The organism is Curtobacterium guangdongense (assembly GCF_049341845.1).
Classification (GTDB): domain Bacteria; phylum Actinomycetota; class Actinomycetes; order Actinomycetales; family Microbacteriaceae; genus Curtobacterium; species Curtobacterium guangdongense.
This window is the reverse complement of the sequence record NZ_JBMPIT010000008.1, coordinates 1-19,646: the sequence shown is the minus strand read 5'-3', so window position 1 is coordinate 19,646 and position 19,646 is coordinate 1. Positions and strand designations below refer to the sequence as shown.

Genomic DNA, 19,646 nt, shown 5'->3' with positions numbered 1-19,646 from the left:
AGACACCCGGACGGGGGGTTCGGAGCCTGCTTTGCGGGTTTCCGCAATCCCGCGCGGGACCCCGTAATCGCAGTGTGCAACGCGTGTCGCGGCAGGCCGGACGGGAGGCTCGGCTCGGCTCCGCCACGGAGGTCGCGGCAAGCGGTCGCCGCTGGCGGTCGTCAGCGACCGCGGGCGAGCAGCCAGAGCAGGTACGGCGCGCCGACGACGCCGGTGACGACGCCGACCGGCAGGGCGTTGCCCGGGATCGCGAACTGGGCGATGAGGTCGCTCGCGAGCACGATCACGGCGCCGACCGCGGCCGAGACACCGAGCGCCACGCGACCGCCGCCGACGAGCCGCCTGGAGATCGGCGCGGCCATCAGCGCGACGAACGACACCGGCCCCGCGGTCGCGACGGCCGCCGCGGTGAGGCACACGGCGGTCAGGAGGAGCAGGAGCTTCGCACGGTTCGGTCGCAGGCCGAGCGAGGCGGCCACGTCGTCGCCGAGCGTCAGGACGGTCAGTCGCGGGGACTGCAGGAGCGCCAGGACCATCAGCACGACGAAGGCCACCACGAGGACGCCGACGACACTCCGGTCGACCGCGTTGAGACTGCCGGAGAGCCAGAGGAGCGCCGTCCCTGCCTGTTGCACGGAGCCGCTCGTGAGCATCCACCCGGTGACGCTCAGGGACATCGCCGCGACCCCGATGCCGACGAGGACGACGCGGTTGCCCGTGATGCCTCTCCGCCACGCGAGCGCGGTGATCACCAGCGACACGACGAGGGCGCCGACCAGCACCGTCCAGAACAGTCCGATGCCGGAGACCCCGAACAGCACGATCGCGGTCAGCCCGGACGCGCTCGCGCCGGAGGTGATGCCGATCACGTCGGGGCTGGCGATGGGGTTCCGGACGACGCTCTGCACGATGCCACCCGCGACGCCGAGGCTGGCCCCGACGAGGAGCGCCGCGAGGGTCCTCGGTCCGCGGAGCTGCCCGATGACGAAGTCCGAGACCGTGTCCCCGTGGCCGAACAGCGCCTGGACGACCTGAGCGGGCGACAGCGGGATCTCGCCGACGCCGAGCCCGACCAGGACGAGCCCGACCAGCACGACGAGGACGGAGCCGAGCACGACGAGCTCACGTCGCGCTGCCCCGAGTCGGGGCCGGGTCCGGGTCCGGTCGACGGTGCTCACAGACCCGTCACCGCCTTCGACCGGACCAGCGCGATGAACACCGGCGCGCCGATCAGCGCCGTGACGATGCCGACCTGCAGCTCCCCCGGGTACGCGACGACGCGGCCGATGACGTCGGCGACGAGCAGCAGCGCCGGCGCGACGATGGCGGACAGCAGGATCGTCCACCGGTGGTCGGGGCCGCTCAGCCGCCGGACGGCGTGCGGCACGGCGAGTCCGACGAACGCGATGGGCCCGGCAGCGGCGACCGCGGAGCCGGCGAGCAGCACGGTGACGAGGCCGCCGACGGCCCGGACGAGCACGACGCGCTGACCGAGCGACGCCGCGAGCTCGTCGCCGAGCGCGAGCGTGTTGAGCGAACGGCCGAGGGCGAACGCGATGCACAGTCCGACGAGCACCGGGATCGTGACGACCCCGGCGGTCCCGAGGTCCTTGCCCGCCAGCGCGCCGACCTGCCAGAACCGCAACTGGTCGAGGAGGCTCTGGCTCGTCACGAGGACCGCCGTCGAGATCGAGGCGAGCGCCGCGGCGACCACGGCCCCGGACAGCGCGAGGCCGACCGGCGTCAGCCCCCGCCTGGCGACCGCGGCGATGCCGTAGACGAGCAGTGCGGCGAGCGCGGCACCGGCGAAGGCGAACGGCAGGTACGCGGCCGTCCCGCTGATGCCGAAGACCGCGATGCCCGTCACGACGGCCAGGGCCGCGCCGGAGTTGATGCCGAGGATGCTCGGGTCGGCGAGCGGGTTGCGGGTGACCCCCTGCATCACGGCGCCGGCGACCCCGAGGGCGGCACCCGCGAGCAACCCGACGAGCGTGCGCGGGACGCGGTTGCCGAGCACGATGAGCCCGATCTCGTCGTTCCGGCCCGGGTGCAGCACGGTGTCGAGCACCGTCCCGAGCGGGATCGGCCGCGACCCGAACGCGACGCTCATGGCGACCGCCACGGCGAGCACCACGACGGCGAGGACCGTCGCGCCGACGAGTCGGGGCACGGAACGGGGCGCCGGCGGCGCTGGTGACGGGGAACGCATGAGGAGTAAGGCAACCCTAACGTCTCGCGGGTGGCGACGACCCCCGCGCTCCTCTTCGGCGATCCCCGAGCGAGTCGTGAGCGCGCGCAGGGCTCGCTCATAGCTTCGTCATGGGAAACGGGCTTGTACTCGTATCCATCGACGCCCGACCGGGTCGTCGAGAGCGACCGGAGAGCACCGATGAACGAGACCCCGAACCCCGACGCCGAACCGGGCACGACCCCGATCGACGCACAGGACGCCGCTTCCCGCTCCACGTGGGAGGCCCCGCACGCAGACGCGTCCACGCTCCGCCCCGCCTACGCGTTCGACGGCTCCGGTCCGTACCTCTACGCCCCGGACGGCTCCGGTCCCTACGCCTACACGCACGACGGGCGCGGCCCGTACCTCATCGGCAGCCCCGCCCTCGCCGGCGTCCACCAGGGCTGGGCCCACGCGGCGCAGCACGGGCAGCAGTACCCGTCACAGCAGTATCCGTCGCAGGAGGGGTGGAGCGGTGCGTTCGGCACCCGCCCCGGCACGAAGAAGCGCAAGCTCGGGCTGGTGATCGGCTCCGGCATCGCCGCCCTGGCGATCGTCGGGGCCGCCGGCGGAACGGCGCTCGGGCTCTCGTCGGTCGGCACCGAGACCACGTCGAGCCAGTCCCAGGGCACGACGACCACGCCGGACACCGGCAGCGGGAGCGGCACGAACGGCTTCACGGTGCCCGGTGACGGCAGCGGGAGCGGGAGCGGCTCGTCCGGCACGAGCACCGAGTCCGCTGCGACGGCGGCCACGGCCGCCCAGAAGAAGGGCGTCGTCACGATCAACACGATCCTGAACTACGACCAGTCGTCGCAGGCCGCCGGCACCGGGATGGTCCTGACCTCGGACGGCACGATCCTCACGAACAACCACGTCATCCAGGGTGCGACGAGCATCACGGTCACCGACGAGACCACGGGCAAGGAGTACAAGGCCGACGTGGTCGGTGCCGACGCCACGAACGACGTGGCGGTCCTCAAGCTGGAGAACGCGTCCGGCCTCTCGACCGTCACGCTCGACGACGACGGCGAACCGAGCACCGGTGACGCCGTGACCGACGTCGGCAACGCCGAGGGCACGGGCAACCTCGTCGCCGCGGAGGGCACCGTCACCGCGACCGACCAGGACATCCAGGTGCAGAGCGAGTCCGGCACCGGCACCGAGTCCCTCACCGGCCTCATCGAGATCGCCGCGGACATCGTCTCCGGTGACTCCGGCGGCCCGGTGCTCGACAGCGAGGGCGAGGTCGTCGGCATGGCGACCGCAGCGTCCTCGGGCTCGGCGGACGTCACGGGCTACGCGATCCCGATCACCACGGCGAAGGCGATCGCGGACAAGATCCTCGCCGGCGACGCATCCGGGACGATCACGATCGGGCTGCCCGCGTTCCTGGGCGTCCAGGTGAGCGGGACGTCCACCACCACGGGCGGGGTCGCGGTCGCCGGGACCGTCGAGGGGTCCGGCGCAGCGGCAGCGGGCCTCGCGGCGGGTGACACGATCAGGTCGATCGACGGCACCGCGATCACGAGCTCGGACCAGCTGACGCAGGTCATCCAGTCGAAGTCCGTCGGGGACAAGGTCGCCGTCGGCTACACGAACAGCGCCGGCACGGCGAGCACAGTCACGGTGACGCTCACCGCGGGCCCCGCCGCCTAGGCCCCGTCAGTACGAGCTGGCAGGAAGGCTCGCACCAAGGACCGGTACACGTTGGCCGGCGACTCCGCCCTGAACGCGGAGGCGCCGGCCTCCGTGCGTCCGACGCGGGCGAAGCCCTGGCCCTCCGCGTGCACGATCGTGATGGGTCGGGGCTTCCCCGGCCGACGCAGGTACGACACCGTCCACGGCGCCGCCCAGAACCGGGCGAGCCTCGGGTCGGCCTCGGCGATCGCCGCCGGCAGGTCGGGAGCGTCGTCGCCACCCGCCAGCCGCCTGCCGAGCAGGTCGGCCCGGAGCGACCCCGTGCGGAACGGGAAGGTCCAAGTCGGACCGACACCGAGCCTCCCGGCCGCGATCGCGACCACGCGCTCCGGCGCGAGCCGGGTGATCACCGATTCCGCGTCGTCCGTCCCGTCCACGACGGTGCCGGACCAGGCCTGGAGGCGCGACACGCGCCCATCGGGCAGGTGCTGTTCCAGCATGGTCGGCTGCACGTCGCCGGCCCACGGTTCGATGAGGGCCTGGGTCGTCGGCGGGACCGTCCCGAAGCGTCCGACCAGGCCCGCGTCGACGAGCCCGCGTCCACCGGGGGTGCGCAGGAGCGTGGGGCTCCAGCGCTTCCCGGCCATGCTCTGCAACGTGGTGAGGGCGTCGGAGGCGAGGTGCGGTCCGTCGAGCTCCGGTGTGGGCTGCGCGTCCGGCAGCGCCTCGAGGTCGCGGGGCGACGACGCGGAGACGGGGCCGACGGCGCGGACGGAGTCGAGGACGGCGAACACGACGTCGTCGGTCTCGTCGAGCCGCGCGAGCGGACGTTCGACGGTCACGTCGACGCGGTGGCGTCCGGTGACGAACAGCAGGTGGGCGCCGACGATCGCGGTCGGTTCGTGGTCGTCGTCGCCGTCCTCGCCGGGGCGGACGTACTCGACCAGGCGTGCGGGTGCGCCGACCGTCCCCCAGACGTCGCAGCCGACGAGGAGCAGGCCGTCGACGGACCCCGGGAGTCGTTCGATGAGGGAGGCGTTCTCGTCCCCGATGCCGCGGTCGCTCGGGCGGGACCGGACGGTGAGGACGACGTCGTCGCCGCGCAGTCTGAGGTCGGCGTGGGACGCGTCCTCGCGTCGCCAGGAGTCTGGGCGGCGGAGCGTCACACGGGCGGTGCGGTCCTCGGTGCCGAGTGGGACGGGGACTGCCATGGCCAGAGGCTACGACGGCACGGGTGCCTGCCCGGCGACGGCTCGCCGCGACCGCGCGGTTCGTCAGCGAGGACGACGCGGCGGCGGCGGGACGCGCTTCGCGGCGACGACGTCGGCGAGGGCGACCTCGACCCGGCCGCGGCGGGTGTCGATCGTGACCGAGTCCGGCGTGCGTGCGACGAGGTCCCCGAGTGCGTCGGTCGCGCCGTCGCCGTGGTGCGCCCGGACGACGACGCGTGTCCCCAGCTCGACGTCGGCGAGCACCCCGAGCGCGAGGGCCCGTGCGATCCGCCCCTGTTCGTCCGCGCCCACGCCCCCGACCCTACGGGCTGCCGGGGCCGGGCACCGGACGCCTAGGGTGGGGGGATGGACAAGGCCCGGGTGGACAGCTGGATCTGGGCGGTCCGGATCACCAAGACCCGGTCCGCTGCGACGACCGCGTGCAAGGCCGGGCACGTGCGGGTCAACGGCGAGCGGGCGAAGCCGTCGCAGCCGGTCGGCCCCGGGGACGAGGTCCGTGTCCGTCAGGCCGGGTTCGACCGCATCGTCGTCGTGAAGAGCATCATCCTGAAGCGCGTCGGAGCCACCGAGGCGGCGAAGCACCTCGAGGACAAGACCCCACCGCGCCTGCCGAAGGAAGAGGCCGGCTTCGTCCCGATGCGCGACCGCGGCGCCGGACGTCCGAGCAAGCGCGAGCGCCGGGACCTCGAGAAGCTCCGCGGGCGCTGAACGCCCGGACGGTCCAGCGCTTCAGACGAACCGGACGGTCTGCTGCAGGCGGTCCCGGATCTCGAACACGTCGACGGCGCCCTCCGGTGACCACACGCCGTTGAGGACCTGCCCGAGCGCACTGCGCCGGACCACGTAAGCGGTCGGCTTCTTCGGGGAACCGACGAGTTGTACGTCGTGGTCGACGGCGGAGTCCGGCACGACGAGCAGTCGGCCGGTGAACCGCACGCGGGTCTGCTTCTGCACGGCGCGGGCCGCGCGGACGAGCTCCTTCACGGGGCGCTCCCCCGGCTCGAGCGTCTCGCCGACGATCTCGCCGTGGTCGACCCGCACCGGCCCGCCCCAGTCGATGGACTCGAGCGCCCACAACCCGCTCGGCATGAGCACGACGTGGTCGAGCTTTCCCTCTGCGCCCGCATCGAGGTCGTGCCAGACCGTCACGCCGATGCCCATGTCCGCGACGATCGAGGCGGTTGCCTCCTCGGCGAGCGCCTCACCGAGGAGGCGTCGGATGTGCCGAGGAGCCGATCGGATGAGCGACGGGGCGTAGGGGTCCTCGATGGGGTCACCGAGGCCGACCCATTCGCGCTCGGCAGCGAGGAAAACCTCACGCGATCGACCGCCGGGGTGTCCGTGGGAGCGGGCGCGGGGGCGGGAGTCGCGGCGCGCCGTGGGCGGCGCGTACTCGTCGCGACCGGAACCGGGCCTCCACGACGAACTGCCGGACGGAGCCGACGGGGCGGACGTGGGGCGCGACCCCGTGTCGTAGGCGCGTCGCGCCGCCGGTGTGCCGATGCGCTCCCATGCGACCTGCACCCGGCGGAAGCGGATGGCGTCCCCACCGAGGTCGGGGTGGGTCTCACGGGCCGCTCGGCGGTAGGCGCGGCGGAGTTCCTCGTCGTCGGCGGTCGCGGCGACGCCGAGGACTTCGTAGGGGGTGGCGTCGGCCGGGCTGTCGGTCATGGCCTTGGAACATTACCCGAGGGAGCGTCGGGAGCAGCCGCACGGATGCTGGGCAGTCGCTGGAACGATCAGCCCAGGTCGAGGGCGAGCGGGAGGCCGACGAACCGGGCGTACGCCGTCGCTGCCGTCTCGACGGCGCGGCTCGCTGCCGGGGTGAGCGGCGTGAACGGTGTCACGGTGACGCGGACGTCGCGCGTGCGTTCGGTGCGCTTCCAGGTGCCGACGACCTGCCCGCGGTGCACGACCATCGGCAGGAAGATGCCGTTTCCGCCGGGCACGATGCGGTCGGCGTGCACGGCGTCGAGGTGCCCGGTGCGGTCCGCGTACCCGAGCAGGTACTCGTCGAAGCCGGGCAGGAGCTGCCCGGTCGCGGTGCCGCCGGATGCCGGCCGGTCCGCGAGCGCGAGGAGTCCTCCGCCGAGGTCCTCGATCGTGTCGCCCGCTGCCGCGACGCCGCGTCGGACGTCCCCGAGGGGCAGCTTCGTCCAGCTCGCGGCGTCGACCTCGGTCGCCGGTCCCCTGCCGCGGAGGAAGCCGAGGATCGTGCGGCGCAGGGCGTCGTCGCGGTCCGGGACGGGCGACGCCGCGGGTGCCCACTCGTCGAGGAGCACGAGGTCCTGCCCGACGCGGCTCATCGGGCCCCACGCGACGAGCCCCTCCTGCGCCAACCGGAACAGCAGGTGGTAGCCGCGCCCACCGGCCGGGTCGATGCCGGCGTCCCGGTAGCGGGCGAGCACGCCGTCGCGGTCCAGGGAACGACCGCCCTCGAGCGCCGCGATGGTGAGCGCCCGGGCACGGTCCACGGTGTCCTCGTCGAGTCCGAGCTCGGCGGCACGCCTGGCGGTCTGGCGGATGGTCCTGGCCCCGGTCAGGGAGAGGAGCATCCGGAGATCGTCGGCACGCAGCACGTGGAGGGTCCCGCGCATCGGCCACGACCGGACGAACTCGCCCCGGTCGAAGGCGGCGTGCACGTCCGCCCGGGTCACGCCGACGGCCCTGGCCCCGATCGCCCACAGCGACTGGCCGAGGTCCTGCCCCTGCAGTGCCGTCATGTGGGTGACGACGTCGAGCGCCGTTCCGCCCCGGACCCCGATGCGCTGCGCGGCGAGACGCATCGTGCGGAGGGCCGCCGGTGTCGGCGCCTGGGTCACGCCACTGCTCGGGTGATGTCGTCGGCGTGCTGCTCGATGTACGCCGCGTCGGCGCGGTACAGGTCGGCGTGTCCGTGCTCGAGGTCGCTGACGAACTTCGGGTTCCCGGCTGCCGCCTCGGTCTCGAGCAGCGTGAGGAGTGCGGTGATCGAGGCGAGCATCGTCGGCGCGAGCACCGACCGGGACGCCTCGTCGAGCCCGTAGGCGCGGCAGAACTCCGCGGCCCGCGAGAGTCGGGCGTCGAGCGTCGGGGCGGTCGCACCCTCGACGGCTCCGGTGGTGAACGGCGCGAACCGGTACACCGCGCTCGCGACGTCCCAGACCCGCGGGCCGGGGTGGGCCGTGTCGAAGTCGATGATGCCGACCGCGGCGATGCCGTCGTAGACGCAGTTGTACGGGGCGAAGTCACCGTGCACGACGGTCTCGACCGGGGTGGACGGGCGCTGCGACCACACGTCGGCGTCCTGGTCGAGCGGGAACGTCGCCGCGGCGTCGTGGTAGTGCCGGAGCATCCGTGCGCTCGTGACGAGTGCGGCTTCGCTTGCGACGTCCTCCGTCCACGGGTACTCCCCCGCGACCCCCGGGACGAACGACACGGTCTCGAGCGTGTTGTCGAGCTCGATCGGCTCCGGCGCGGCCACGAAGCCCTGTTCGTGGAGGTGCGCGAGCAGCCGGTGGACGGTGGGAGTCCACGGCCCCGCGGGACGGTGGACCCGGTCGTCGGCCTTGGTGATGCGCTCCATGAGTGCCCGCTCCTGTCGTGGTCGTCGTCGTTGACGTGCCATGGCCGGCGCGATAGCCTCCGTTGACGGGCACCGGCGTGGAGGCAAGCGTATCCGCCCGGGCGCTGCGATGTCGCGATCCATCCGCATGCATGCGCGAGTGCGGTGAACGGCCAGGCGCTCGGAAGCATGCAGCGTTGCATGCAAGGCGTAGGATCGTGCCCGTGAACAGCACGGCGACGACCCAGGCGGCATCCGAGCGCGCCTACGACCACGTCAAGCGGGCGATCATCCGCGGAGACCTCGCCGGCGGGACCGCCATCAGCGAGAACGCCATCTGCCAGGACCTCGGCGTCTCCCGGACGCCGGTGCACGAGGCGTTCCTCCGCCTCGCGGCCGAGGAGCTCATCGCGCTGGAGTCCCGCAAGGGCGCCGTCGTCCGACCGATGTCCCCGAACGAGGCGGCGGACGTGCTCGAGATGCGCGAGGCGATCGAGTCGACCGCCGCGACCCGCGTCGTCACCGACGGCCGCGTGGCGGACCTGGCCCCGAGCCTCCAGGCCATGCTCGCCGAGCAGGAGGCGGCCGTCCGCGACGGCGACGTCGACCGGTTCATCGAGGTGGACGCGGAGTTCCACGGTGCCGTGATCGGCGCGTCGCGGAACGCGATCGCCGTCCTGTTCGCCCGGACGCTGCGGGATCGGCAGCAACGGCTCCGACACCAGCTGATGCGGGTGCAACCGTCCCAGCTGCAGGCATCGCTCGACGACCACCGTGCACTCGCCCGAGCGCTCGACGACGGCGACGCCGCACGCTACGCCGAGGTGCTCAGCGCGCACGTCGCGTCGCACCGGGGCGCACTGTGAGCGCCACCGGGTCGATCCCGACGACCGGTTCGCTGGCGGTCCCCAGGGCCGGGTCCAGCGCCCGGGTGATGCCGTGGGTCGCCGCCTGGGGTGCCGTGTTCGTGTGCTCGTGGGGCGGCAACCAGTTCAGTCCGCTGCTGCTGATGTACGAACAGCGCGCGCACTACTCGTCCGTGCTCGTGAACGTGTTCCTCGGCGTGTACGTGCTCGGACTCGCGCCGGCGCTCCTCGTCGCCGGGTCCCTGTCCGACCGGCACGGCCGACGCCCGCTCATGCTCGCGGGCATGGGCTCCGCCGTCGTCGGCAGCGGCCTGCTCGCGCTCGGCCCGTTCGGCCCCGGCTTCCTGATGGCGGGGCGCCTGTTCGCGGGGGTCACCGTCGGCATCGCGATGGCCGTCGGCAACAGCTGGGTGAAGGAGCTCTCGCAGGGCCGCTTCGACCCGACGGCGGACGGCGGATCCGGAGCCCGTCGCGCGTCGCTCGCGTTCACCCTCGGATCCGCGTCCGGTGCACTCGTCGCCGGGCTCATCGCGCAGTGGGGCCCGATCCCCGAGGTCCTGCCCTTCCTCGTCCACATCGCCGTCGCGCTGCCCTTCGCCGTGATCGTCTGGCGGATGCCGGAGACCCAGCGTTCCGGTGGGCTCGCCGGCCCGTGGTGGCGGCAGCTCCGCGTCCCGAGCGCCGGGCACCGTCGGTTCACCCGGGTGGTGCTCGTCGGGGCGCCGTGGATCTTCGGGTCCGCCGCGATCGGGTACGGGTACCTGCCGACCCGGCTCGAGGGGGCGACCGGCACCTGGGGACTCGTCTTCGCCACGGCGGCGACGGTCGTGGCCCTCGGGGTGTCGAGCGCGGTCCAGCCGCTCGCGAAGCACGTGCACTCGATGACGTCGGCGCGGGGCATCGCGACCGCGGTGCTCCTGATGACCATCGGGATCGCGATCGTCACCGTCGCGATCGAGCTGCAGTCGGTGTGGATCGGCATCGCGGCGAACGTGGTGATCGGCGTCGGGATCGGCATCGCGCTCGTGTCGTCCTTGCTCGAGGTGCAGCGGATCGCGGGCGCTCGGGACCTCGCCGGGCTGACCGGGGTGTTCTACGCGGCCGCGTACGCGGGGTTCCTCGCGCCGGCGGTCATCGCCGCGGTGGCGAACGTCGTGGCGCTGCCGCTCGTGCTCTGGGTGATCGTGGCGCTCGGCGTCGTGTCGTGGATCGCGGTGCTGGTCTCGTCCCGCCGCCACATCCCGGCGTAGTCGCGGCGGCCGCGCCGCGGCTACAGCTGGTCGCGGAGCCAGGACGGGCCGCGGGTCGACGCGCCGATCGCCTCGACGCGGGCGCGGAGCTCCCGGTCGGCCGTCACGACGACCACTGGCGCGTGCCCGGCGGCGACCGCAGCCGAGGCAGCGGCGACGATCGCGTCGTCCCCGGAACCGTCGGCATGGACCACCCCAACCCCGTCGGACAGCGCAGGAGCGGCCCCACGGGCGTCCCCCTCGAGCACGACGGTCCACCGCGGCCACCACCGCGTGAACCCGAGGTCGAGCAGCGGCGCGGGGACACCCACCGCGGCGAGCGCCGTCACCCCGTCGATCAAGCGAGCGGCAGCCCCGGCCCGGTTCTTCCACCAGCCGTCCGGCACGCTGCCGACGACGTTCGCGGCATCGACCACGACGTGCGGGGTGAGCTCGATCGCGGCCCGGAGCGCCGGCCACGACGCGCCGAAGCCCGGGTGCAGCGGTAGGTCGTCGACCTCGTCGACGGGAACCCAGGACAGCGCGAGGCTCTCCCGGTCCGCGATGACCGGCTCGAACGGACGAGAGGCCCGCCCCACCACGGTCGTGTACGTCCAGAACCCGAGGTCGAGCACCGAGGTGTGGCGCAGGTCGACTCCGCCCTGCGGCACACCGGCTTCCTCGGCGGACTCGCGGAGCGCTCCGGTGACCGCGTCCTCGTGCTCGTGCCGGGCGCCGCCGGGGATCCCCCACGTGCCGCCGTGGTGGCTCCACTCGACGCGGTGCTGGAGCAGGACGCGGCCGTGGCCGTCGTCGACGAGCAGGCCGGCGGCGCCGAACACACCCCACGCCTTGGTGCCGTCGGGTCCGTACGCCCAGGCGTCGCCGGGGTCGCGGGGACCTGGCGGCGGACCTGGGGGCAGCGCGTCTGGCACGCCCCAAGCCTGTCACACGGCACCCGTCATGTGACCGCGGAGGTCGTGTACCGTTTCGTCCGAAGACACGGGGTGCCGCATCCGGCGGCTGAGATCACACCCGTCGAACCTGCTCGAGTTCGTACTCGCGAAGGGATCGTCCGATGAACACTCCTGCGCCCGCTCCTGCCTGGGCCGACCGTTCCGCCGAACTGCTCGAGGCCGTCAGGTCCAGGGCGCCGCTCGTGCAGTGCATCACGAACTCGGTGGTGCAGAACGTCACCGCGAACGTGCTGCTCGCACTCGGTGCCTCGGCCGCGATGGTCGACGTGCCGACGGAGGCGGGCCCGTTCGCCCGGGTCGCCGACGCACTGCTCGTCAACACCGGCACGCCGCACGCCGAGCCCCGGGACGCGTCCGTCGAGGCCGCCCGCGCCGCGGCCGAGCACGGCACCCCGTGGGTCCTCGACCCGGTGGCGGTCGGGTCGCTCCCGGTGCGCACCGCCCTGGCCCGCGAGCTGCTGGGCCTCGGTCCGACGGTGCTCCGCGGCAACGCGTCCGAGGTCCTCGCCCTGCTCGGCGACTCCGCCGGTGGGCGCGGGGTCGACAGCACGGCCGGCACCGACGACGCGCGTGCGTCCGCCGTCGACGCTGCCGGGAGGCTCGTGGGCACCGTGGCCGTGTCGGGTCCCGTCGACCTGGTGGCCGGCACCGGTGCCCCCGGCGGGTCCGGCACGGTGGTCCGGATCGCGAACGGGACGGAGCTCCTCACCCGGATCACCGGCGGCGGGTGTGCACTCGGCGCGGTGATCGCGGCGTTCACGTCCATCGCCCCGGACGACCCGCTCGCCGCGGCCGTCGCCGGTACCGCGGTGCACACCATCGCCGCGGAGCTCGCCGCGCGGGACGCCGGTGGTCCCGGGACGTTCCAGCCGCTGTTCCTCGATCGGCTGGCATCGCTGACACCCGCCGACGTCGTCGCCACGGCACGCATCACCGAGGAGGTCGCCGCATGACCGACATCGGTGTCTACCTGGTCACCGACGGCGCGCTCTGCGACCGGCACGGACACGGGGTGCTCGGCGTCGTCCGGGCTGCCGTGCACGCCGGGGTCGGGATCGTGCAGGTGCGGGACAAGCACGCGAGCGCCAGGGACTTCCTCGCGCTGACGGCCGCCGTCGCCGACGCGGTGGGTGACCGTGCCGCCGTGGTCGTCGACGACCGGCTCGACGTCGCCCTCGCGGCTCGGCACGCCGGGCACCGGGTCGCCGGTGTGCACCTCGGACAGTCGGACGTCCCCGTGACGGCAGCGCGGGCACTGCTCGGGCCGGACGCGCACGTCGGGCTGACCGCGAACACCCCGGCGCACCTCGACGTGGTGGCACGGCTCCCCCACGAGACGGTGGACCTGCTGGGCGTCGGTGTCGTGCACCCGACCGCGACGAAGGCGGACCACCCGCCGGCGCTCGGCCACGACGGGTTCGCGCGCCTCGCCGCCGCGACGGACGTGCCGTGCGTGGCGATCGGCGGCGTCGACCTCGACGACGTGGCGCCCCTGCGCGCTGCGGGTGCCGCGGGTGTCGCGGTCGTCTCCGGGATCTGTGCGGCACCGGACCCCGGCGCGGCGGCCTCGGCGTACGTGGCGGCGTGGGGCGGCTCGCGGTGAGCCGGCCGCCCCGGGTGCTGAGCATCGCCGGGACCGACCCGACCGGTGGTGCCGGACTGCAGGCCGACCTCAAGGCGATCGCCGCGCACGACGGCTACGGCATGGCGGTCGTGACCGCCGTCGTCGCGCAGAACACCCGCGGGGTCCGGTCCGTGCACGTGCCCGACGTCCGTGTCCTCCGCGACCAGCTCGACGCCGTGTCGGACGACGTCGTCGTGGACGCGGTGAAGATCGGCATGCTCGGCACGACCGCGGTCATGGGCGAGGTCACCGACTGGCTCCGGGCGAACCGGCCGCCGGTCGTGGTCCTCGACCCCGTGATGGTCGCGACGAGCGGCGACCGGCTGCTCGATGCGGACGCGGAACGGGCGATGACCGGGTTGTTCGCCCAGGCCGACCTCGTGACGCCGAACCGCTCCGAACTGTCGGTGCTCGCCGGACTGGCGGGCGTCGACGACACGGACCCGATCGCGGCGGCACGGGGTGTGGCCGCCACGTGGGACGTGCTCGTGCTGGCGAAGGGCGGGCACGCCGGCGGCGACCGGTCGGACGACGTCCTCGTCGCGCCGGACGGCACCGTCCGGGTGTTCTCCGCGGCGCGGGTGGACACGACCAACACCCACGGCACCGGGTGCTCCCTGTCGAGCGCGATCGCGACGCTCGTCGCTCGCCACGGCGACTGGGAGGTCGCCGTCGGTGCGGCGAAGGACTGGCTGACGGCGGCGCTCGCCGGCGCGGACGCACTCGAGGTCGGGAGCGGCAACGGGCCGATCGACCACGGTGCGCTCGTCCGTGCCGCGCTGCCGACACCCCGCTTCACCGATGCCTGGTGGGACGACGTCCGCGAGGTGCTCGACGCGACGATCGCGGCACCGTTCATCCGGCGGATGGCCGACGGCACGCTGGAGCCCGACGTGTTCGCGGGCTACCTCGCGCAGGACGTGCACTACCTCCGCGCGTACGAGCAGCACCTCGCGGCGATCGGGCACCGCACGACCGGCGACGACGCTGCGTTCTGGGAGGCCGCCGCTGCCGGCTGCGGCGAGGAGGCGGCGACCCTGCACCACCGCCGACTCGCCGGCACGCACGCCGACGACCCCGTGCACCCGACGTGCGCCGGCTACCTCGCGCACCTGGCGGCGGCCGCGACACATCCCGACGTGGCCGTGCTCGCCGCCGCCGTCCTGCCCTGCTTCCGCGTGTACGCGTGGGTCGGCGCACAGCTCGGCACCGCACCGGTCGGACACCCGTTCGCGGACTGGATCGCGGCATACGGCGACCCGGGCTTCGCGGCGGCGAGCGCCCGTGCGACGGATCTCGTCGAGGAACTCGCGCGCGCGGCCCCGCCGTCGGTCAGGGGCGCCATGGCCCGAGCGTTCCGCGAGTCGACCCGGTGGGAGCTGGCGTTCTTCCTGATGCCCGACGAGCTCGGCGAGCCCGGCCTGCTCTAGGACTTCGGCGCCAGCCGGACGAGCTCGACGTCGAGCGACCCGCCCGAGGCGGTGCAGCGCATCCAGGTGTGATCCGGCTGGCGTCGACGGTCCGTCGGCGAGCCGGGGTTCAGCAGCCGGAGACCCCCCGGCGCCATGGTGTCCCACGGGATGTGCGAGTGCCCGAACACGAGGACGTCGACGTCCGGGTACGCCTCGGCCGCACGACGCTCGCGGCCGGTCGCCGCGCCGGTCTCGTGGACGACGGCGAACCGGAGCCCCTCGACGTCGACGTGCGCGACGAGCGGCAGTCGGTCGTCGAACTCGGGGCCGTCGTTGTTCCCGCGAACCCCGACGAACTGCGCGGCACGGGCCTCGACGGCGTCGAGCGTCGCCAGGTCCACCCAGTCCCCCGCGTGCACCACGAGGTCGGCGGCGTCGATGTCGTCCCACAGCCCGGCCGGCAGGTCCTTCGCCCGCTTCGGCAGGTGCGTGTCCGAGAGCAGGACGATCGAGGTCGTCATGCCCGCGGCAGGTCGGGGTCCACGTCCGGGTCCGTCGCCCGGGCCGGCATCGGCAGACCGGCCTCGTCCGAGGCACCCAGCCGCTCGAGCAGCCCGGCGAGCAGGGCGATGTCGTCGTCGGACCAGCTCGCGATCCGCTCGTCGAGGGCATCGCGGTGCAGCTTCACGGAGCGCGCCAGTGCCGCGCGTCCCTCGTCGGTCGCCTCGAGCGGCTTCGCGTTCCCCGTGCCGCCGTCGGTCGTCCGGATCAGTCCGGCGGCGAGCAGCCCGGCGAGCTGCCGGGAGATCGTCGACCGGTTCAACCGGAGGTACCGCGCGATGTCGATGGCCATGCAGCCGGGGTGGAGCACGACGAAGTCGACGAGCGACTGGTCGACGACGCTCAGCACGGCGTCGTCCCCTCGGGCCCTGATGCTCGCCCGCCGGGTGATCCGGGAGAGCTCGGTGTAGGCGCGTCCGATGTCAGCGTCCCGGACGTCGGACCTCGGGTGGTCCATCCTGACTCCAACCTGTCGTTCTGTGCCCGTCACGATACCGGTGGGGTACAACTCCGGGCCCGGGTGAACCGCCGAGCAGTGCGCGATCCGGCGCCGGTCTGCGCGAACCCGCAGCCGCGGCTAGTCGCCGCGTGCCGCCGCGTGCAGGGCCGCGATGTCGAGCTTCACCATCTGCCGCATCGCCTCGTACGCCCGTGCAGCGCCCTCCTGGTCGCCGCCCGCGCTCATGATCTCGCCCATGTCCGCCGGGGTCACCTGCCAGGACACGCCCCACGCGTCCGTGATCCAGCCGCACGCGACCGGGCTACCGCCGGCGTCGACGAACGCGTCCCAGATGCGGTCGAGCTCGGCCTGGTCCTCCACGTCGACCTGGAACGAGATCGCGTCGGTGTGGGGATGCCCCGGACCGGCGTTCATCGCACGGTAGGGCTGGCCGTGCAGGCGGAACTCGACCACGAGGGTCGTGCCGTCCGGGAGCTTCTCGACGTGGTCGACGGACGAGTCCGGGATGACCGAGGTGTAGAACGTGGCGGCCTGCTCGGCCTGCCCGTCGAACCAGATGAAGGGGACGATCTGTCGCACGGTGGGTCCTGTCGTCGGGCTCAGTCCGCCACGCTGCGGCTGAGGAGCGGTGCCTTGTCCGGGTGGTCGTCGAACCACTTGCCGACGAACCAGCACATCGGGACGATGCGCTTGTCGTTCCTGGACTCGACGTCGGCAACGGCGTACTCGACGAGCTCGGCGGCGTAGCCGTGCCCGCGGTGCGCCGGGACCGTGTACGTGTGCGGGAACGCGACGGCGTCGTCGTTCTCGCGGTAGTCGAGCACGCTCACCAGCGCGCCGTCGACGTACATCGCGTACCTCGATCGGTCTGCCTCGTCGCGGAACTCGTGTGCCATGCCGCCATCATGCCTCGGAATGCACCGAGGGGCACGGCGTTGTCTGGGGGCATGACGACCATCGGGATCATCGGAGCAGGCAACATCGGCGGACAACTGGCACGGCTGGCGGTGCAGCACGGCTACGACGTGGCGATCGCGAACTCGCGCGGCCCGGAGACGCTGACGGACCTCGTGTCCGAACTCGGCGACCGGGCACGGGCGGTCACACGGGACGAGGCGGCGGCAGCAGGAGACCTCGTCGTGGTGACGACGCCCCTCGCGGCGATCGAGACGATCCCCGTGGACCCCCTCGTCGGCAAGGTCGTGATCGACACGAACAACTACTACCCGCAGCGCGACGGACACATCGAAGCGCTCGACGACGAGCGCACGACCACGGCCGAACTGCTGCAGGACCACCTGCCGGGTGCCCGCGTCGTGAAGGCCTTCAACCACATCGCGGCCGGCGACCTGACCACGGCCGGGACGCCGACGGGCACCGCCGGTCGTCGTGCCCTCATCGTCGCGGGTGACGACGCCGACGCCAAGCGCGTCGTGTCGGACCTGCTCGACGAGTTCGGCTTCGACGCGGTGGACATCGGCGGCCTCGCCGAGGGATGGCGCATCCAGCGCGACACCCCCGGGTACGTCAAGCCGTACGCGGCCGTCGAGCTCGAGCAGGCCGTGGCCGACGCGAAGCGCTACCGCGACATGTGAGCCCTGCGCGGCCGCGGGCTCGGCGGAGCCCGCGGCCGCGACAGCGCCCGCGATCAGGCCGCGTCGAAGATCACCGTCATCTCGGCGATGTCGTCCTCACTCGGCGTCCACGCGGTGCCGGCGTCCACGTTCTGGGTGATCTGCTCGGGCTTCGTCGCACCCGCGATCACGCTCGTCAGCCCCGGCTGCGCAAGGAGCCACGCGAACGTCGCCTGCAGCATCGTGACGCCGCGCTCGTCGCAGAAGCCCTGGAACTCCTCGAGCACGTCCCACGGCGCGCTCTCGAGGAGTTCCGGCTTCAGCTTCGACAGCCGACCGTCGGTGGGGCCGCCGGAGCGGGTGTACTTGCCGCTGAGCAGCCCGTTGTACAGCGGGAAGAACGGCAGGAACCCGAGCGCGTAGGCACGGACCGCCGGCAGGACCTCGGCCTCGGCACCACGAGCGAGGGGGCTGTACTCGTTCTGCGCGGACACGAACGCCGTGGTGCCGGCGATCGACGCGGTCAGCTCGGCCTCGGCGATCTGCCACCCGGCGAAGTTCGAGTGCCCGACGTAGCGGATCTTGCCCTCGCGGACCAGGTCGTCGAGGACGGACAGCGTCTCCTCGATCGGCGTCACCGAGTCCGGCCGGTGCATCTGGTACAGGTCGATCCAGTCCGTGCCGAGGCGCCGCAACGACGACTCGACGGCGAGCCGCACGTACCGACGGGAGCCGCGGACGCCCCAGTCCGGGCCGTTCGCGCCACGCATGTCCATGCCGAACTTCGTCGCCAGGACCACCTCGTCCCGACGTCCGGCGATCGCCTTGCCGAGCATCGACTCGGACTGTCCGGGAGTCCCGCCGTAGATGTCCGCGGTGTCGAGGAGCGTCACACCGGCGTCGAGTGCGGCGTGCACGACGGCGTCGGTGCCGTCCTGCGTCTCGGTGACCGTGCCCGGCCTGCCGAAGTTGTTGCAGCCGAGGCCGACGGTGGAGACGATCAGCCCAGAGGGGCCGAGTGGACGGTGTTCGATCGCTGCCATGCACCGACCGTACCGGCGTCCCCGGAACTGGGGCTGCGACACTGGCACCGGTTCCCGTTAGAACTGACGATGGATCAGCCTACGGAGGGAGCCGAACAGTGGCGTCGCATCGCTTACCCGATTCCGAACGACCCCGCCGTCCCGTCCCGGCCTGGGTGACGACCCCGTTCGTCGACGGCGCAGCCGATCAGGAGGCCCGACCCGCGTCCGCCACCTCGGCGCCCGTCCCCGAGACGGTCGAGCCCACCCCGCCGCAGGTCGCCGCCGTCTCGGCGCCGGCTCCGTCCAGCGCTCCCGACGCCGTCGCGGTGCTCGACCCGGACGCCGTCGCGCCCGACTACCCGCCCGTGGAGGAGCACCTCCCGCCGGCCCCGACGTCGCCGACCGTGCACACCGTGCCGTTCAACCAGCTCGTCGGCGACCCCTCGTCACCCGCGCCCGTCTCCCCGGTCGACGCGCCGGTGCTCGTCGGCGCGCCCGCCCCCCGTCCCACCGCGCCCGCCGGCCCCGTCGTCCCGCAGGCAGGGCAGCCGCGGTTCTCGGTCCCCGGGCTCGAGCACGTCGTCGTCGCAGGGACCGAACCGGCGCCCGTCGGTCCCGTCGGGTACCGGACCCCCGCACGCTTCGCCCACCAGCAGGTCGCCCAGGCGCTCTCGATCGCCGAAGCACCGGCACCCGCCGTTCCGGTCCCGACCGCCGTGACCGCCGCCGCGCCGGCCCCGATCGTCACGGACGCTCCCGAGGCGACCCACGCCGTGACCCGTGACGAGCCGGAGGCGACCGTCGACGCCCAGGCCGAGCCGAGCCTCCCGTCCGACGTGGAGGCGACCACGAAGCGGACCGCACGCCGCCCGCTCGGCGCGACGCCGGGTGCTGTCCTCGGCGCCGTCGCCGGGATCGCGGCGCTCGGACTCGCGGCGTGGTGGTTCCTCGCTCCCGCGTCCGTGCACGCAGCGGGTGTCGCGATCGGTGTGCTCGGCGTCGTGCTCTCGATCGCCACCCTGCGGAACCCGGCGGCGACGTGGCAGCGGCCGGTCGCGCTCCTCGGGGCCGTCCTCGGCGGCGTCGGCACGCTCGTGCTGCTCTGGGCCGTCGCGACCGCCGTCCTGCCGACGGCCGGCGTCACCTTGCCGGACATCACCGGCTCGGGCCTGGTCCCCACCCTCGCCCCCTAGCTGTAGTTCCCCGTGAGGTTGTGAACGCGATCTGATGGGGTTTGGCCGCCGAGTCCGGTGTGGGGTCGGTGGTGATTG

At 73.4% G+C, this 19,646-nt stretch carries 22 protein-coding genes and 1 riboswitch; of the genes, 9 read left to right on the top strand and 13 right to left on the bottom strand.

Features of this window, described 5'->3' with window-relative positions:
* Nucleotides 1-161: 161 nt before the first annotated feature.
* On the bottom strand, nucleotides 162-1,178 hold the full coding sequence (locus tag ACO0E1_RS13845; RefSeq protein WP_422874735.1) for a FecCD family ABC transporter permease: 1,017 nt from the start codon (nucleotides 1,176-1,178) through the stop codon (nucleotides 162-164).
* On the bottom strand, nucleotides 1,175-2,170 hold the full coding sequence (locus ACO0E1_RS13840; RefSeq protein ID WP_422874734.1) for a FecCD family ABC transporter permease: 996 nt from the start codon (nucleotides 2,168-2,170) through the stop codon (nucleotides 1,175-1,177). The genes ACO0E1_RS13845 and ACO0E1_RS13840 overlap by 4 nt, the downstream gene beginning before the upstream one ends.
* Nucleotides 2,171-2,389: 219 nt before the next feature.
* On the opposite strand from ACO0E1_RS13840, the gene ACO0E1_RS13835 reads away from it, so the two are divergent.
* Nucleotides 2,390-3,889, top strand: a complete 1,500-nt coding sequence (locus ACO0E1_RS13835; RefSeq protein WP_422874733.1) for a S1C family serine protease — start codon at nucleotides 2,390-2,392, stop codon at nucleotides 3,887-3,889.
* On the opposite strand, the gene ACO0E1_RS13830 is transcribed toward ACO0E1_RS13835, so the two are convergent.
* Both ACO0E1_RS13830 and ACO0E1_RS13825 read right to left on the bottom strand, forming a co-directional pair.
* On the bottom strand, nucleotides 3,886-5,082 hold the full coding sequence (locus ACO0E1_RS13830) for a hypothetical protein (RefSeq protein WP_422874732.1): 1,197 nt from the start codon (nucleotides 5,080-5,082) through the stop codon (nucleotides 3,886-3,888). The two genes, ACO0E1_RS13835 and ACO0E1_RS13830, sit on opposite strands and share 4 nt — an antisense overlap.
* Before the next feature lie 63 nt (nucleotides 5,083-5,145).
* Nucleotides 5,146-5,394, bottom strand: coding sequence for a putative acetyltransferase (locus ACO0E1_RS13825; protein WP_422874731.1), 249 nt, complete (start codon nucleotides 5,392-5,394; stop codon nucleotides 5,146-5,148).
* Nucleotides 5,395-5,448: 54 nt separating this feature from the next.
* Between ACO0E1_RS13825 and ACO0E1_RS13820 the strand changes: the two genes are divergently transcribed.
* Complete coding sequence (locus tag ACO0E1_RS13820; RefSeq protein ID WP_422874730.1) at nucleotides 5,449-5,811, top strand: RNA-binding S4 domain-containing protein; 363 nt, start codon at nucleotides 5,449-5,451, stop codon at nucleotides 5,809-5,811.
* 21 nt (nucleotides 5,812-5,832) lie between these two features.
* Here ACO0E1_RS13820 and ACO0E1_RS13815 read toward each other — a convergent pair whose 3' ends face one another.
* From ACO0E1_RS13815 to ACO0E1_RS13805, 3 genes are all read right to left on the bottom strand, one after another.
* The gene (locus ACO0E1_RS13815; RefSeq protein WP_422874729.1) at nucleotides 5,833-6,774 is read right to left on the bottom strand and encodes a DnaJ domain-containing protein; all 942 of its coding nucleotides are present in this window, start codon (nucleotides 6,772-6,774) and stop codon (nucleotides 5,833-5,835) included.
* 68 nt (nucleotides 6,775-6,842) lie between these two features.
* Nucleotides 6,843-7,925, bottom strand: coding sequence for a winged helix DNA-binding domain-containing protein (locus ACO0E1_RS13810; RefSeq protein WP_422874728.1), 1,083 nt, complete (start codon nucleotides 7,923-7,925; stop codon nucleotides 6,843-6,845).
* Complete coding sequence (locus ACO0E1_RS13805) at nucleotides 7,922-8,668, bottom strand: phosphotransferase (RefSeq protein WP_422874727.1); 747 nt, start codon at nucleotides 8,666-8,668, stop codon at nucleotides 7,922-7,924. Before ACO0E1_RS13805 ends, ACO0E1_RS13810 begins: the two co-directional genes overlap by 4 nt.
* Nucleotides 8,669-8,871: 203 nt before the next feature.
* Between ACO0E1_RS13805 and ACO0E1_RS13800 the strand changes: the two genes are divergently transcribed.
* Nucleotides 8,872-9,513, top strand: a complete 642-nt coding sequence (locus ACO0E1_RS13800) for a GntR family transcriptional regulator (protein WP_422874726.1) — start codon at nucleotides 8,872-8,874, stop codon at nucleotides 9,511-9,513.
* On the top strand, nucleotides 9,510-10,763 hold the full coding sequence (locus tag ACO0E1_RS13795; RefSeq protein ID WP_422874725.1) for an MFS transporter: 1,254 nt from the start codon (nucleotides 9,510-9,512) through the stop codon (nucleotides 10,761-10,763). Before ACO0E1_RS13800 ends, ACO0E1_RS13795 begins: the two co-directional genes overlap by 4 nt.
* A gap of 20 nt (nucleotides 10,764-10,783) precedes the next feature.
* On the opposite strand, the gene ACO0E1_RS13790 is transcribed toward ACO0E1_RS13795, so the two are convergent.
* Nucleotides 10,784-11,677 (bottom strand): NUDIX domain-containing protein, encoded by an 894-nt coding sequence (locus ACO0E1_RS13790; protein WP_422874724.1) that lies wholly within the window; start codon nucleotides 11,675-11,677, stop codon nucleotides 10,784-10,786.
* A 58-nt stretch (nucleotides 11,678-11,735) separates the two neighbouring features.
* A riboswitch (TPP riboswitch) is annotated at nucleotides 11,736-11,831 on the top strand.
* Between ACO0E1_RS13790 and thiM the strand changes: the two genes are divergently transcribed.
* The 3 genes from thiM (at nucleotide 11,821) to thiD (ending at nucleotide 14,773) form a co-directional block, all read left to right on the top strand.
* Nucleotides 11,821-12,672, top strand: a complete 852-nt coding sequence (gene thiM / locus ACO0E1_RS13785) for a hydroxyethylthiazole kinase (RefSeq protein ID WP_422874723.1) — start codon at nucleotides 11,821-11,823, stop codon at nucleotides 12,670-12,672. It overlaps the preceding riboswitch by 11 nt.
* Complete coding sequence (gene thiE / locus ACO0E1_RS13780; protein WP_422874722.1) at nucleotides 12,669-13,322, top strand: thiamine phosphate synthase; 654 nt, start codon at nucleotides 12,669-12,671, stop codon at nucleotides 13,320-13,322. Before thiM ends, thiE begins: the two co-directional genes overlap by 4 nt.
* Entirely contained in the window at nucleotides 13,319-14,773 is a 1,455-nt protein-coding gene (thiD, locus tag ACO0E1_RS13775; protein ID WP_422874721.1) for a bifunctional hydroxymethylpyrimidine kinase/phosphomethylpyrimidine kinase, read from the top strand. The genes thiE and thiD overlap by 4 nt, the downstream gene beginning before the upstream one ends.
* Here thiD and ACO0E1_RS13770 read toward each other — a convergent pair.
* The 4 genes from ACO0E1_RS13770 to ACO0E1_RS13755 form a co-directional block, all read right to left on the bottom strand.
* Nucleotides 14,770-15,276 (bottom strand): metallophosphoesterase family protein, encoded by a 507-nt coding sequence (locus ACO0E1_RS13770; RefSeq protein WP_422874720.1) that lies wholly within the window; start codon nucleotides 15,274-15,276, stop codon nucleotides 14,770-14,772. The two genes, thiD and ACO0E1_RS13770, sit on opposite strands and share 4 nt — an antisense overlap.
* Nucleotides 15,273-15,773, bottom strand: coding sequence for a MarR family winged helix-turn-helix transcriptional regulator (locus tag ACO0E1_RS13765; protein ID WP_422874719.1), 501 nt, complete (start codon nucleotides 15,771-15,773; stop codon nucleotides 15,273-15,275). Before ACO0E1_RS13765 ends, ACO0E1_RS13770 begins: the two co-directional genes overlap by 4 nt.
* 120 nt (nucleotides 15,774-15,893) lie before the next feature.
* Entirely contained in the window at nucleotides 15,894-16,355 is a 462-nt protein-coding gene (locus ACO0E1_RS13760) for a VOC family protein (protein ID WP_422874718.1), read from the bottom strand.
* 20 nt (nucleotides 16,356-16,375) lie between these two features.
* Nucleotides 16,376-16,672, bottom strand: a complete 297-nt coding sequence (locus tag ACO0E1_RS13755) for a GNAT family N-acetyltransferase (protein ID WP_281264140.1) — start codon at nucleotides 16,670-16,672, stop codon at nucleotides 16,376-16,378.
* Between the two features lie 51 nt (nucleotides 16,673-16,723).
* Here ACO0E1_RS13755 and ACO0E1_RS13750 point away from each other — a divergent pair, with 51 nt between their 5' ends.
* Nucleotides 16,724-17,371 carry an NADPH-dependent F420 reductase gene (locus ACO0E1_RS13750; protein ID WP_422874717.1) on the top strand — a complete coding sequence of 216 codons (648 nt, stop codon included), beginning with the start codon at nucleotides 16,724-16,726 and terminating at the stop codon, nucleotides 17,369-17,371.
* A 53-nt stretch (nucleotides 17,372-17,424) separates the two neighbouring features.
* Here the strand turns inward: ACO0E1_RS13750 and ACO0E1_RS13745 are convergent, their stop codons facing one another.
* Complete coding sequence (locus tag ACO0E1_RS13745; RefSeq protein WP_422874716.1) at nucleotides 17,425-18,393, bottom strand: aldo/keto reductase; 969 nt, start codon at nucleotides 18,391-18,393, stop codon at nucleotides 17,425-17,427.
* A gap of 155 nt (nucleotides 18,394-18,548) precedes the next feature.
* On the opposite strand from ACO0E1_RS13745, the gene ACO0E1_RS13740 reads away from it, so the two are divergent.
* Nucleotides 18,549-19,568, top strand: a complete 1,020-nt coding sequence (locus ACO0E1_RS13740) for a hypothetical protein (RefSeq protein WP_422874715.1) — start codon at nucleotides 18,549-18,551, stop codon at nucleotides 19,566-19,568.
* Nucleotides 19,569-19,646: the final 78 nt, after the last annotated feature.